Origin of the sequence: Mangrovibacterium lignilyticum (assembly GCF_010882175.1) — a bacterium.
GTDB classification, from domain to species: Bacteria; Bacteroidota; Bacteroidia; order Bacteroidales; family Prolixibacteraceae; genus Mangrovibacterium; species Mangrovibacterium lignilyticum.
In genome coordinates, this window is the sequence record NZ_WKLH01000001.1 from 1,438,593 (window position 1) to 1,453,279 (window position 14,687).

The following is a 14,687-nucleotide window of genomic DNA, read 5'->3' on the forward strand; positions in this document are numbered from 1 at the left end:
AACACCTATGAGCTTAAACACACCACCACGGATACTGGAAATTGCCGGCGAAACGGCCATCACAAAGGACAACTATTCAGTTAAAAAGATCTTGGTACTCAGCTTTCTGGCCGGCGCTTATATTTCCTTCGGGGGTCTGCTGTCCATTATCGTGGGCGGAGGTATTCCCGAAATTGCAGCCACCAATCCCGGTATTGCCAAATTCATTTTTGGAGCGACTTTCCCGGTGGGACTGATGATGGTGGTGATGGCAGGTGCCGAACTGTTTACCGGGAACAATGCCTATTTTATGCCGAATGTTCTTAATGGCAGCCAAAGCTGGACAGCACCGCTGCGTAACTGGATCCTGGTATATATCGGTAACTTTATCGGCTCCATATTGGTCGCCTATTTTTTGGTTCACCTCACTGATCTGGTCAGTCAGGAGCCCTGGCATCAAACGGTGATGAATATTGCTGAAAGCAAAACGTCAAACCCGTTCTACAAAACATTCCTAAAAGGGATTGGCGCTAACTGGCTGGTTTGCCTGGCCATGTGGATGGGGATGTCGGCACAGCACACAACAGGAAAAATACTGGGAATCTGGTGGCCGGTCATGACTTTCGTCGCCCTGGGCTACGAACACTCCATCGCCAACATGTTTTTCATCCCGCTGGCTATTTTTGAGGGCTCATCGGTCACCTGGTCCGATTTTGTCTTCCAAAACCTGATTGGTGCGACATTAGGCAACATTGTTGGAGGTGCTTTCTTTGTGGGCACGTTGTATTGGTATGCTTACGGCAAACGAAAAACAGATCGCTAGCCGACGGAAACAAGCTCAATTTACCGGTTACACGACAACAACGCACTTTCGTTTGGCAGAATCGTGCCGTTTCCAATGATCATCCCGGAGCACAGCATCGTAAATTTCAGTTATCAATCCGGCGGCCAGCGGCATCTTGTCGTTCCGGCAGCATGTAAGGTTTATAACGAGAAAGATATAACCAATAAAGATGCCTGTCTGATTTACAGTGGGATAAACACGAGTTACAACGCCCCATCTCTTGTTTACTAAACCGTTTTCCCTGTTTATATTGGCAGCGATACCGTCTATTACCAAGATGTACAATGTATATGAGCCCATATACGACCATATTTTAAGCGGATACAATTAACAATTTTGAAGATATGGTTGTATATGCCAATTATACGGTCATACAATTCATTTATATGGTTGTATATGCCATTTATATGGTCATATAATTCAGTTATATGGTTGTACATGCCATTTATATGGTCATATAATTCATTTATATGGTTGTATATGCCATTTATATGGTCGTATAATTCAGTTATATGGTTGTACATGCCATTTATATGGTCGTATAATTCGTTTATATGGTTGTATATGCCATTTATATGGTCGTATAATTCGTTTATATGGTTGTATATGCCATTTATATGGTTGTACTTTAGTGGATATTGTTCAATAAAAGCCCCTCCCCGGCCGTCATTTTGCCCGGAAGGCTTTGTTTTTAACTTTTCACGGAGGTAGGTGTCAGCAAAATTGATGAATACCCGTCTTTGATCGGCAGTGCCGCACTAATTTCGGTTTCCCAAATGCGCTAAGATCTTCGAAATTGCCGCAAGTGTTTCTTCCGGGCTTATTTTCCCGGCTCCTGCTGCATCTATTCCATCTCTGCCATTAACTGCAGAATACACTTTCGGCACAGGCAACGACTGAAAGTAGCGCCAATAAAGTCCTGAATCTTTTCAGGAATCTGCAGATCGGCACATTCACAAGTCAGATCGCCGTAGCAATTCAGATCGGCGCCGCAATTATCACAGGCTGGTGCTTCGTAGTTATTCATGGCTATTCCCTTAAACTCACAATTGTATTCGGAAGCTAAACACGCAAGTTTCCCGGCGGTTCAAAAAAAAGAACCCACCGGGGCCCGATGAGTTCTCTTTTTTAGTTGTTCAGAGTGCAATGCTATTCCATGTGGTTGCTACTGTAGTAAGCCATATCATAGTCAATTTTGCCATCCTTGTCAAATGAAGTGGACAACATGATCGGCAAAGCAATTTTTTTACCGTCTTCTTTCATCGTTGTATGCAAAATCCACCAGCTGTACACATTATAGCCATCATTTTTCGCATAATAAACGCAGTCCGGATAACCGATCTGTTCAAAAGAAATTTCGTCGGTTTTGTCGAAAAAGGCCTGCCAACTTTTAGCAACTTCGTCCCAACCAATACTTTCACGCCACTTCATGGTTGAATTACTAAACCGGGCATCTTCGGCATAAAACCCTTCCAAGGCTACCAAGTCCTTGGCACAATAAGCATTAACGGCCTTGCGAACAACGTTGATATACGCATGTTGAATGTATACTTTCCCGTTTTCAATCGTTCCGCCACTGGTATTAATTGCCTCAAAAACATCATTGTTGTAGTAATAGTGTATCGAGGAAATTTTCCCGTCATCGTTAAAACTGTATAGGTGATGAACCCTCAAATTGAGATTAATTCCGGACTTGGTGTGCGTTCCGGTCATTTTCATCCAGTCCTGAACCCACATTCCTCCTTCGTCATAATCAATCGCATCGGCATAAGCCGGTGTATCCGTAACAACCTTCAGGTTTTCAAACTCTTTGGCCCACCAATCCAAGCTTTTTACAACTTCAGCCTTGGGCTGGAAAAAGAAACGACCATTCCTGTCGATACGAACCGAGTCGGCCAGCAAAGCACCAAAGGCATCTTTATCACCAATTTCGAAGGCTGCCCAAAGTTGACTGACTTTGTCCAAATCAGGATGTTCAATATAAACCGTCCCGTTTTTCTTTTGTGCGTAACTTGATGCCATTAAAAACACCATGAGAAACAAAATAGATAGTTTTTTCATACGTCTGAGAATTTTGATAAATAATTTAATTTGAATACACGTAGTGTATCTAACTAAATTTACGAAAAAGGGGACAAACATGCTACACTATTTCATTGACCCTCAAGAGACTAAACAAAACAAACTAAAACATTATACTATTTAAGACTCAATTGTCTTAAAACAAAAACGGCTCATCATGTACTTAAAGGATGGAATAACGGGAGCTACAGGGCAGCAAACAGAAAACGACAAAGAGACAAGTAAATGATAGTTATGATCATGTAAAAGACACATTTGTCTTAATTTATTTTAGAAAGTATCAAAACGAAAGCAGTTTTAACTAAACAATAGGCCTAAAAGCGAGCAAATTCACGAATAATAAAATATAATGATAAATCGGAATACCTGATTTTCAGGAACAAACACGAACCTTTATGCCAATCAAAAAAAAAAACGGGTGCAGCTGGTCAATACCAGACTTGCACCCGTTTTCATATCTAAAAATTACGTTTACATCGAACTTATACGTAACATGAGCACATCATGTGACGGTATTTTTGCATTTATTGCTTTTTTTGTTGTTCCCTCATTCTTTTTCGTCCAAACATTGAATAGCGAATAAACCGTTTCACCGGCGTTCAGATCTCTTTTTGAAAGTTCATCATACACCTTGGTATTCCAGTCGAAATCAACGTTAGCGACTTTCGATGAACGATTCAGAAAACAAACGGCCCAGTCTCCGTCTTCCAAGGGTTTGAACCAGGTTTCCAGGCTGTCTTTTTCAGCAAATTTGAACCCTTGAATTCCGAGTTTATCCTGGTTAACGGCAATTGCATCCTGATTTGTCAGAATCTCAAGTGTCTCTTTACTCATATCGCGAACATCATTCCCGGCAATCAGCGGAGCTGCAATCATGCACCACATTGAAAAATGAGCCCGGTCTTCGTTCTGTGTCATTCCACCGTTTCCAACTTCCATCATGTCCGGATCGTTCCAATGATCCGGTCCGGCATATTGGCGCAATCCGTCCTGCATGTCCAGGATCTTCATTACTCCCCAACTCGACCAGGTTCCGTGGTTCACCTCGCAATCGAAGCAATCGTAAATATCGCCGGTCGTACGCCACAAATGACCAACATTGGCTCCCCACTTCCAGGGATCGTTATCGCCCCACTCGCAAAGGCTGAAAACAATCGGACGACCTGCTGCATACAGCGCATCGCGCATGGTTGTATAGGCCGCTTCGGCATTCAGTCCTTCGGTATCACACCAATCGTATTTCAGATAGTCGACACCCCACTTGGCGTATTGCAAAGCATCCTGATACTGGTGACCGCGACTGGCAGGTTTCCCGGCACAGGTCGTATTTCCGGCACAAGAGTATATCCCAAATTTCAAACCTTTGGAATGAATGTAATCGGTTAGGGCTTTTATTCCGTTTGGAAAATGCTCAGGTGAGGCTTGAATAAAACCGAGGCTATCCCGTTCGCCATGCCAGCAATCGTCAACAACGATATATTCGTATCCGGCATCACGCATACCGTTTGCCACCATCGCATCGGCAACTTCCATCAACATTTTTTCATTGACATCACAAGCAAATTTGTTCCAGCTGTTCCAGCCCATTGGCGGAGTTGGCGCCAGCCCTTCAAACTTCTGACTAAAGCCACTCAGGCCTGTCAAAAGCACCATTAAAACAATTAAACTTCTTTTCATCTTTTATCAAATAAGTGTTTGGGTTGAAGTGTTGGCATATCAACACTGGTTGGGTTTATGAATTTGACGAATATGCCCGTTTTAATACATGCTGAAAATCTATTTATTCCAGTCGACCGTTGTAAAGCTCGACGCCGGAAGATCCGCCCCATTGAACAGTTTCGGAACACATGCATTCCCCCAGGCATAGCGAATATTCACCGGAGCCTCAACTTTCGGGTTCGATAGCACAACGGTTTCATTTTTTACTTTCGCTTTTGCAGGATACCACTCGCCATCATTCCCGGCAATCTCAAACTGGGTCAAATCATCTTTTGCATAAAGTCCTTCACTATGTTCAAAGGCCACAATCGCCTTCCCTTTCTCTACTTTAAAGCCGGAAAACAGCGGACTTGAGTAAGCCAGGTTACTCATTCCATAAGCTTGATTCAGAGCCAGATTTGCGAACCGATGACCAACATCGATTTTATTGCGCGGATGTATGTCTACTGTGTCGCCAACATCGGCCACCACAACCATACCAGTTTTGGGTTCGGACAAGACGCGCCGCTGGGCATCCCGAATTTTCACCCCTGTATCGCCACCATAACCGTTGTAAGGCGCTATTTGTGCCAGGTAAAAAGGAAATTCAATTCCAAAACCAACCCGCCAGCTGCGAATCATTGTTTTCAGCATCGCCTCATAGGTGTCCGGATTGGCCGTATTGGCTTCTCCCTGGTACCACAACGCACCGGCAATATTGAACGGCATTAGTGGTGCAATCATAGCATTGTAAGCACGCCCCGGCTCTACCGGTCCCCATGGAACAGGTTCCAATTTGGCAGCCCCTTCGCGCAAGTTTTCATTTTGAACAATTTCATCCTTCGGAGTCCAAACCTCAACAGGTGTTCCACCCCAGGCTGAGCAAATCAATCCAACGGGCTGATCTAATTGCTCCTGTAATTGTCGGCCGAAGAAAAATCCAACGGCGCTAAAGTCCATCACCGATTCCGGAGAACAGACCATCCAATGTCCATCGACATCATAAGCCGGACAGGAAGAGGTACGGTGTTCTACAATAAAAAGCCGAAGCTCCGGATTTGAAGCCTCTTTCACTTCCTTTTCGCCTCCTTTGAGTCCGCCCCGAGGCGACCACTCCATGTTTGATTGTCCGGATAACAGCCAAACTTCCCCAATTAATACATCTTCAATTTGAAGGGTGTTATAACCCTGTACGGTAAACGAATAAGGACCTCCGGCCTCCGGGGTCTCCATCATCAGGGACCAGTTGGCTTGATTATCGACCTCCGTTTTTAGCGTGTCTGTGCTCCATGATGTTGTTATTGAAATTTTTTCCTGTGGTTTCCCCCAGCCCCATATTTTGATTTTGGAGTTTTGCTGCATGACCATGTGGTCACCATAAATCGCAGGGAGAGAAACAGCCTGACTGAAAAGTGATAGACATAGCAAGAGGATACAACTCAGGCTAAAGATTTTGATATTCATGCTCGTGTAGGTTTATACAGCATGCAATACACCCCCGAAAGAGAGGGATATATTCATGTGTTGGGTTTATAAAAAGTTGTTGTTCTAAAAACGCAATGAATTTAATTCAAATTCTGCAATTAGCCGAATCAAATCGGGGCCGGGATACTAAAAACCATAAAAAAAGGCCTTCCACCAGGAAGACCTTTACAAAGCTATATCGGAAATATTACTTCATTCTTTTTTTCATTTGCTCGGCTTTATCTTCTTTAAATTGCTTTTTATAAAGCTGATAAAGCGATGTAATCACCAACTGGTCATTCGGATACTCAGTCAAAGACTCTTCCAAAATCACCCGGGCGTGTTCATACCCTTCGTTGATATCTTCCAGCCTTTTTTTGGTACCAATATAATCTTCCAGTTTGGCCTTCTTGTTCTCTTCGTAACGTTTAACCTCTGCTTCATTCTGAACATCGGTTTTCTCAAACATGGTTACACCCAACATCTTCTTTGACCGTTTATCGCCTGGAAATTGCTCTTGCATCGTTTCGAAAATGGCAATCGCCTCATCATATTTTTTAATTCGCTCTAAGCTGAACCCATACAAATACATATAACTTTTTTTGCCTGGATTAGCTTCATTTACAATACCAAAGCTTTCTGCAGCTTTCTCGTATTGTCCGGTATTAAAATATAAATAGGCCAGCTTTTTGTCAAATTCAACGGCTTCGGCCGGAACCGATTCTTTTCCTTTTAACAACACTTCTTCTGATTTTTCCGGTTGCTTTAAGCCATAATAGGCATCGGCTAACAGGCGGGAAGTACGGCCGGTATTATAATTCAATCCGTAAACTTCTTCCAACAGCGGAAGAGCCTTCTCAAATTGATCAAGCTTCACATAGTTCATTCCAGCTCGGTAAACACAAACTGTGTCCAACTGATTTTGTGCTTTATAGGCCGCATGTGCTTCCTCGAAAAGACGAGCAGCATCAGCATATTGTTCCTGCGATTCAGCGCTAATCGCATCACTTTTCAAAACATCAGCATTCTGCGCTGCTGCTATCCCCAAACCGGTTAGCAGCATAAAAATTGATAAAATGGTTCTTTTCATTGTTGTAAAAATTGACTTGTAATCGAGTTAGTAATAATAGTGTCCGCAAGATACTTGAAATTTAGCAGTTATTAAAGCTTCAGGAATTCTGAAAAGTGAGCGGAATCGGTCACTCCGACTATTATTGGAACTATCGACCAACTTCGAATCACTTCTTCCCTGAAATTCGGTTCCAATCACAGAAAAGAACGCGAAGCGATCAGGAGTAAAAAATAACCCGACTTTAAGAGCGCTGAATTTCTCAGAAACATCTTAAAAGCCGGGATATTAGAAAGTGCCCAACGATTTATTTTTGAGCAAAAGCTGCTGTTAATTATTACTATGAATTGTGAGGGACTGTTTATCACTTTCAGGCAAGAAAACAACATCCAACACATCAGCATTCTTCAGAAATTTCTTCGCTGCTTTCGCAATGTCTTTGGTGGTCACTCTCTCTATAATATCTTCGTAGTAGCCCGGATCCAACTTGTTCTCGTTGGTTGAGTAATACGTTTGAAGAACTGACATCCAATAGCCGTTATTTTCAACCTTCTGCCCGTAGTTCTTTTTCATATTCAGGACTACTTTGTCGAGATCGGAAGATTGAACATTCTTTTGAATGACATCCAATTCTTTATAAACCAATTCCTTTAAATGATCGGCTTTTGTGGGGTCGCAATCAAACTGAATATTCAGTCCGTACTTCATATTCGGAATGCGCGAAACCGTAGGTTTTACCGTTACTCCGTAGGTACCGCCTTCTTTTTCGCGAATGTTCTCGGTGTAACGAAGGTTCAGAATTGAACCAATAATTTGTTGGTAGATCACCGCTTCGCGCGAGTAGTCAAACTCATTTCTAAATTTCAAAACAATGGTCGCTTTCGGATCCTGCATCGGAACCTCAATGCGGTATTCGTGTTTGCCGGTTGGGTAGTAATTGCCATTGTCAACCCACTTTTCCGTTTTGCCGTTCGAGTGGATTGAACCGATGTATTGCTCCACCAGTGGTTTCAATTCTTCTTCGGGCACATCACCAACTATAAAGAAGGTGAAGTCGCCAGCGTTGGCAAAACGTTCCTGGTAAATCTCCTTCATCCGCTCGAAATTGATCCGGTCGAGGTATTCTTTGCTGAACTTCAGAGATCTCGGGTTTCCGTTACTGATAATGGTATTTAGCGTGTCGCGCATGATCGACTTAGCCGTTTTCACTTCATTTGCCGCATTCCGGTAATTGATCTCCATCAAACGGTCAAAATTTTCTTTGTCGAAGCGTGGTTCTTCGAACCGCATGTACACCAATTGCAACATAGTTTCCAGGTCGACAACCTTTGTACTGCCCGAAACGGACTCGGAATAACCACCAATATTAAAGCCACAAGCCGCAGTTTTACCGGTGGTTACCTTTTTAAACTGCACGGCATCGAAGTCGCCGATACCGAAACCGCCAACAAAGTCGGCTGCCGCGTTGAATGAAGGAATATCTTCCACACCGTACAACGAGCTGCCGCCGTTACTTTGTCCGGTCAACACCACGGCTTCTTTCACGTAATCGTCGAACTTATACACCACTTTAGCTCCGTTTGACAAGGTCCACTCAGTGGCATTAAACTCCTCAATTTTCTTTTCCGAAACAATCTCTCCCGCTTCAGGCAAGCTGCTCAACAATTCTGTTGATACCGGTGCGTTATCGACATACGGTGCTAAATCACTGTTTTGCACATTGGCAACAATGTCTTCAATTTCCTTTTGCGAAATAAACACGGTTCCCGGTTCTCGTTCCGGACCAGTGATTACATAAGAGCGGTTACGATCGGTCAAATATTTTTGGGCTACAGCCGATACTTCCTCAGCCGTAATTCCCGGAATGATTGCTTTGGCAAACTGATATTTGAACTCGCCGTCAGGAATTGACACTTGTTGGAGGTAAGCCGTTTTTATGGCTTTGCAATAGGATTCGGCGCCGATCAGATCGCGCTTTTTGTAGCTATTCTCCACGCTTACCAACATGTTTGTTTTCAAACGCTCGAGCTCCGTTTCGGTAAATCCGTATCGAAGCACACGCTCCAACTCGGTGTAAGCAGCTTCAAATGCCGCAGCTTCTTTTCCCGGCTCGCAACTTGCAAACACATCGAAAGTTCCGTAACCGCGTTCCAAACTGCCCAAACCGACACTTGCGCGTTGGTAAGGCTGCTTGCTTTCCTGCACCAGTTCTTTAATACGACCACTTAACAACGCATTGAAAAAGCTATTGATATAGTTTTCGCGTAAACCAGCCAAGGTATTATCATTCTGCTTCTTGTAACGTATTTTCAGATCGATAGTCACATTTTTATATTCAGGCTCCATGACCTGCACATACCTGGGTTCTTCGTTATCCGGAATAGCTACTACCGCCCGCTCCTTTGGGTTTTCAATGGCCGGAATGGCAGAGAACAATGCCTTTACTTTTGCCTCGATGGTATCCACATCAATATCGCCCACAATCGCTACGGCCTGCAAGTCGGTACGGTACCATTCGTGGTAAAACGAACGCAATTCTTTCGGGTCGAAGTTTTTGATAACATCCAGCTCGCCGATAGCATCGCGCTGTGCGTAAATGGTATTATTGAAGATGATTGGCGCCGTTTTAGCCTGCACCCGAAATGACGCATTTCTGCGCGTACGCCATTCTTCGGAAATTACGCCTCTTTCGGCATCGATCTCTGCTTCTTCGAGCGAGAGCTCATCACACCAGTCGCGCAGGACCAGTAGACAAGAGTCCACCAAACCTTCGCGCGAAGTCGGGACACGGCTCATGTTATAAACCGTTTCGTTCCGTGTGGTGTAAGCATTCACATCGCGACCGAATTTCACCCCGTTTTTTTCGAGCATGTCCAACATGGATTTCCCGGGGAATGTTGTTGTACCGTTGAACGCCATGTGTTCGAGGAAGTGCGCCAGACCATCCTGCTCATCGGTTTCAAGCGATGCACCCACGTTTTGATAGATGTAGAAGCTGGCCGCCCCTTTCGGGTTCTCGTTGTGCTTGATGTAGTAGCTCAAGCCATTGGGCAATACTCCTCGTCTGATCGATGAATCAAAAGGAACTTCCTGCGATAAATCGGTAAATTGTTGTCCGAACGACAACGTGCCAATGAGAACAACTCCCATCAGCGAAAAAAATAGTTTTCTCATAGCTGATTCAATTTTCGGCTGAAAATTATTTTGATGTTTATACTGTTCAAGCTCTGAATTAGAAAGCAATTGTGTTGCCTTCTCACATCCCGCTGTTAGAAAAAAAGAGCGCCTGACACAATCTTCGAATTAAAAAAATGCTCAGAGCGCTCAATATGAAGCTGTTTAAAAAATCCTTAAATATTTATTTCGCTGATCGGTGCTTGAATCAATTTTCGTTCTGCACCATCACGTCCAGTTCATGCTGAAAATTCACCTTTTTCTTGACCGTAAAAGGCATCTTTTCGATGGCGGTTCCTTTCAACGCAATCGCCTCTTTGGTTTTACCTTCTTTGTATAGCAAATCTGCTTTCAGGTTATCCACCCAGTATTGTCCGGGAATCAATTCGTAGCAGTAATCAATCCACTTGTTCAGCGTCTTCGTTTCTTTTTTACCCTCCATCACGGCCAAATAATTTTGGCCTACTTCTGCAATTGCATCTACAAGTTTGTTCGCCGTCAAGCCCTCCTTGTATTTTTGTAGCATCAGGTCGGTATAGGCATCTTTACCCTTCTCTTTCCCTTTGGAGTACCACTCGTAGCTTTCAGCGTCCTGCTGGTGTATTTTCGCTACCGACTCCAGCCCCATTAAACTATCCACATAGTTTTCCGCCAATTGCTTAAAAGCATCGTAATCCTTTGAAAAACGATAGTAATCCATTTGGAAGGTTTGCAAGTTTTCGTTCCCTCTCGGCTTTATTCCATATTGTTGATAGCGATCAATCACAACTTGCATCAAAGAAGCACTTTCGCTTCTCTTCGCCTTTTTCACCGTACGGGCAAACATGCCTTGGCGAAATCGCTCAACATTAATTTTCTGAGTACCGGATGCCAGGGTCAAGTAATGATCGTAGTTGGCATTGAAGATCTCTTCCGCCCTTGTACCGCAATACACGTTCCCTTGATTCTTCAGCAAAAACTGCATCATCTCTTCACTCGAGTCTTCCATTTCCGTTTGCACCTTCAGCCAGGCATCGATGCCTTCTGAAGCATCTGTACCAAACTCTTTCATCTTCTGAAAATACAACTTCAGGAAAGCTTCGTCATCCTGCTTATTCGGATACATGGCCTGCAGCTTTTCCCAACTGTATTTAGCAGTGGCGGCATTCATAGCCTCTTTTCCAAAGCCAATCATGTCCTGGCCTTTTGTGACGCCCACCCCCATATGGACGATATCGCCATCGCCGTTAACAAACAGTAGGGTTGGGTAAGCATTAACCCGGTAACGAGCCGCAGTCTCTTTGCCTTCTTTTTCCGCATCGAGTTTTAAGTTGATGAAGTTCTGGTTATAGAAATCACCGTTTGCCTGTTCTTTAAACGGACCAGCCGCTAACTTTTTACAGGGGCCACACCATTCGGTGTGAAAATCGATAAAAATGAGTTTGTCCTGCGCTTTAGCTTGCGCAAGTGCTTCCTCGAAAGTAAGGTTGTGGTTGAAGTCGATTCCTTGTGCCAATGCTTGTCCGGCAAACAATACACAGAGTAGTAAAACTGTTACTATTTTATTTTTTGCGTTAATCATTGTTTTCAAATACTTAGGTTAAAATTAGCCCAGAGTAATCTCTTTACCTGCTTTCATTAAATCAAGGTCGGCTTTAATTGAAGAACCGCGTTTCATATCTTCTTTCACCGCATTTTCGTACGCTTCTTCTTTAATTTTTATCGCCTCTTCCTGGTTGCTTCCAAACGTATAGAGGATATTCGCATACTCGCTCATGATCGTCGCATCGCCCGGTAAAATGTCGTAAGCTACTTTCATCCAGCGAACCACATCCGCCTTCTCCTGATCGGTCGTAGCGAACTTGGCGTAATTGTACACCATGCTGTAAATCTGGGAGCTGTTACGGATAGCGAAAGGCTTGATAGCGAGGGCATGCTGGTCACCTTCTGCTCTGAGGCGCAGGTTTTCCTCGTAATCTGAACGCAATTTCTTCACATCCAACGACTGAATATAAGCTTCGTTGTTGTCGTGCACCATGGCTTTGTACTTTTCACCCTGTCCGGTTTGCTCGTAATAAAAAATGTACAACCGCTTGCGTTGGGCGTCATCCGCCACGGCACCGGCTTCGCCTGCGCGCGTCAACACATACTCGAGCATCGCAGTATCGCGTTTTTGTATCGCATAGTCAGTCGTACTTTCGACCATTTTACGCGGTAACTTCTGAAAGGCCTCGCGAATGTCTTTGCGTACCCATTGTTTCCAGGCATCAGAACCAAGGTTACGTTGAATAATCTCGTCGGCTTTACCTCTAAAAACCAGTTCTTCGGCATGGTCAGCCAGGAAGGTGACCATCTCTTTGCTCTCTTCTGGCATTGTGGTTTGAATGTCCAGGTATTGTTCCACAATGCCGGTATAACCTGTCGACTTCGATTCTTTCAGCCTATCCAAATACATGCGAACGAATTGTTCGTCATTTTTCTCGTTGGGATAACGTTCTGCTATACGACCAACGCTGTTGGGATCTTTACCGTAAGCAACTGCCAATTCAACTTCTTTCATGAACTTTTCGGTTGGCATAGCTGCTTCGAACCGATAAACAACCAGCCCGTCACCATCCAGAAATACATATCCCGGTAAGCCAGCGATCCCATATTTACGTTTGATTGCAGGTCCTTCCCCTCGTTCCACATCAACTTTCAGTGCAACCAAATTTTCGTCGAAGTATTTCCCCACTGCGTCCTCTTTGAAAACCGTGGCAGCCATGTGCTTACACGGGCCACACCAAACAGCATAACCATCGATAAAAACCAGTTTATTTTCTGCCTTTGCTTTGGACAAAGCTTCGGCCAGTGTTTCGTGTTCGAACGTGATTCCCTGCGCCAGCATCAACATTGGAGCCGACAAAAGAAGAATAAGACTATATATTTTTTTCATTATTTTTGATTTTAAAGTGATCCTGAATACGATTCTTCTAAACCCGAAATTAAAGCTCCTGGCCTTGTTTCATTTTGTTCAGCTCTCGCTCAACCCGACTTCTGTATTTGCTATTTTCCGAAAGCTTATTCAGCGCGATTTCCTTGTACTCAATCGCCTTTGTCGCATTCCCTTGTTTATACAACATCGCTGCACGCAGGTTATCCATTGCATAATCCGACGGAATTAACTGATCACCGTACTCAATCCACGACTCCAGCGTTTTAAAGTCTTTTTTGCTTTCGCAAAATCTCAGGAATTTATAGCCGGTACTTTCAATTTCATTTGTCTGCGCCAACGCTTCACGCCCCAATTCCAGGTTCGCCAACGTTGAATTTCCCATTAAACTCGGCATATATTTGGTCGCCTTATATTCTTCGTAGTAGGCTTTGTCTTCTTTCCGAATTTGCTCCAGGCTCTTTACCGACATCATGCTATCGATGTAATTTGTTGCTGCTTGTTTGAAGGCATCCCCATCCTTGGTTAACCATACGTAATCCAACTCGTAGGTATCCAGGCTTCCGCTTTTCAGCGGGCCTTCCGGTAATTCCTTCCAATTCGTAATAAACGCACGCATCAACTCCGGGCTTCCTGTGCGATAAGCTTCTGCTTTGGTATTGTAAACCATGACTGCTTGCAGACGCTTCAGCTCGACTTCTTCGGTCCGGGTCGCGATATCAAAAAATTCGTCGTAGTTGGCTTTTAGAATTTCCTCAGCCTTTCCGTCAACCAACAAGTATTTTTTATGCTTGAAAAGGAATTCCATCATATCGACATCGTCTTCCTTTATTTCGGTTTGAATAGCTAGCCAGGCTTCGAGCCCTTCAACCGGACTTTGACCATACTCAATCATCTTGTCTACGTATAACTTCAGGAAATTTTCGTCGTTTTGTTTTTCCGGATACAGCTCTTTCAAATTCGTCAGGCTGTAATCGCTAAAACGAGAACTCTCAGCGTTCCCGGCTAATTCAATTGTTTTTGCAATGTTTCTGGAACCGGTGCTTTTGTATGCCAACTCTCCATCGGGCGTAATGAACGCCAATGTCGGATAAGCTGAAACACCGAACTTGCGGGCAGCAGCTCTGCCTTCTTTTTCGGCATCCAGTTTGATATTGATGAACTTACTGTTGTAGATCCCACCAACCTTCGCATCGGTAAATACGCTGGCCGACATCATTTTACAAGGAGCGCACCATACGGTGTAAAAGTCGATAAACACCAACTTATTTTCGCGCTTCGCTTCAACCAGAGCTTCCTCAAATGAGATATGCTTAAAATCAATCCCTTGCGCCAGCAACTCTCCTCCCCACAGGACTGCAAGAACGGCAAAAATCATTTTTAATCTATTCATGAAATTATTTTTTAATTGCGATTAAATTTTTCTAATTGATCGGCTATCTTCCCTTTCAACGCCTTAGTTATTA

At 43.9% G+C, this 14,687-nt stretch carries 11 protein-coding genes; 1 reads left to right on the top strand and 10 read right to left on the bottom strand.

All coding sequences use genetic code 11. The features are described 5' to 3' along the window. The first annotated feature begins 7 nt into the window (after positions 1-7). On the top strand, positions 8-802 hold the full coding sequence (locus GJV22_RS05855) for a formate/nitrite transporter family protein (RefSeq protein WP_163710022.1): 795 nt from the start codon (positions 8-10) through the stop codon (positions 800-802). Between the two features lie 27 nt (positions 803-829). Here GJV22_RS05855 and GJV22_RS05860 read toward each other — a convergent pair whose 3' ends face one another. The 10 genes from GJV22_RS05860 to GJV22_RS05905 form a co-directional block, all read right to left on the bottom strand. Further along, positions 830-1,123: a hypothetical protein gene (locus GJV22_RS05860; protein ID WP_163710024.1), complete on the bottom strand. Its 294-nt coding sequence runs from the start codon at positions 1,121-1,123 to the stop codon at positions 830-832. A 544-nt stretch (positions 1,124-1,667) separates the two neighbouring features. Continuing rightward, positions 1,668-1,850: a cysteine-rich CWC family protein gene (locus GJV22_RS05865; protein ID WP_163710027.1), complete on the bottom strand. Its 183-nt coding sequence runs from the start codon at positions 1,848-1,850 to the stop codon at positions 1,668-1,670. A 122-nt stretch (positions 1,851-1,972) separates the two neighbouring features. Then, positions 1,973-2,884, bottom strand: coding sequence for a nuclear transport factor 2 family protein (locus GJV22_RS05870; RefSeq protein ID WP_163710030.1), 912 nt, complete (start codon positions 2,882-2,884; stop codon positions 1,973-1,975). A gap of 492 nt (positions 2,885-3,376) precedes the next feature. Then, on the bottom strand, positions 3,377-4,582 hold the full coding sequence (locus tag GJV22_RS05875) for a glycoside hydrolase family 27 protein (RefSeq protein WP_163710033.1): 1,206 nt from the start codon (positions 4,580-4,582) through the stop codon (positions 3,377-3,379). Positions 4,583-4,681: 99 nt separating this feature from the next. Continuing rightward, the gene (locus GJV22_RS05880; RefSeq protein ID WP_163710035.1) at positions 4,682-6,067 is read right to left on the bottom strand and encodes a sialate O-acetylesterase; all 1,386 of its coding nucleotides are present in this window, start codon (positions 6,065-6,067) and stop codon (positions 4,682-4,684) included. A 208-nt stretch (positions 6,068-6,275) separates the two neighbouring features. Continuing rightward, positions 6,276-7,157, bottom strand: a complete 882-nt coding sequence (locus GJV22_RS05885; protein ID WP_163710038.1) for a tetratricopeptide repeat protein — start codon at positions 7,155-7,157, stop codon at positions 6,276-6,278. Between the two features lie 309 nt (positions 7,158-7,466). Continuing rightward, positions 7,467-10,310, bottom strand: a complete 2,844-nt coding sequence (locus GJV22_RS05890) for an insulinase family protein (protein ID WP_163710041.1) — start codon at positions 10,308-10,310, stop codon at positions 7,467-7,469. A gap of 208 nt (positions 10,311-10,518) precedes the next feature. Next, positions 10,519-11,871: a thioredoxin family protein gene (locus GJV22_RS05895; RefSeq protein WP_163710044.1), complete on the bottom strand. Its 1,353-nt coding sequence runs from the start codon at positions 11,869-11,871 to the stop codon at positions 10,519-10,521. A 24-nt stretch (positions 11,872-11,895) separates the two neighbouring features. Beyond that, the gene (locus GJV22_RS05900; RefSeq protein ID WP_163710046.1) at positions 11,896-13,224 is read right to left on the bottom strand and encodes a thioredoxin family protein; all 1,329 of its coding nucleotides are present in this window, start codon (positions 13,222-13,224) and stop codon (positions 11,896-11,898) included. A 49-nt stretch (positions 13,225-13,273) separates the two neighbouring features. Next, positions 13,274-14,614, bottom strand: a complete 1,341-nt coding sequence (locus GJV22_RS05905; RefSeq protein ID WP_163710049.1) for a thioredoxin family protein — start codon at positions 14,612-14,614, stop codon at positions 13,274-13,276. Between the last annotated feature and the right edge of the window lie 73 nt (positions 14,615-14,687).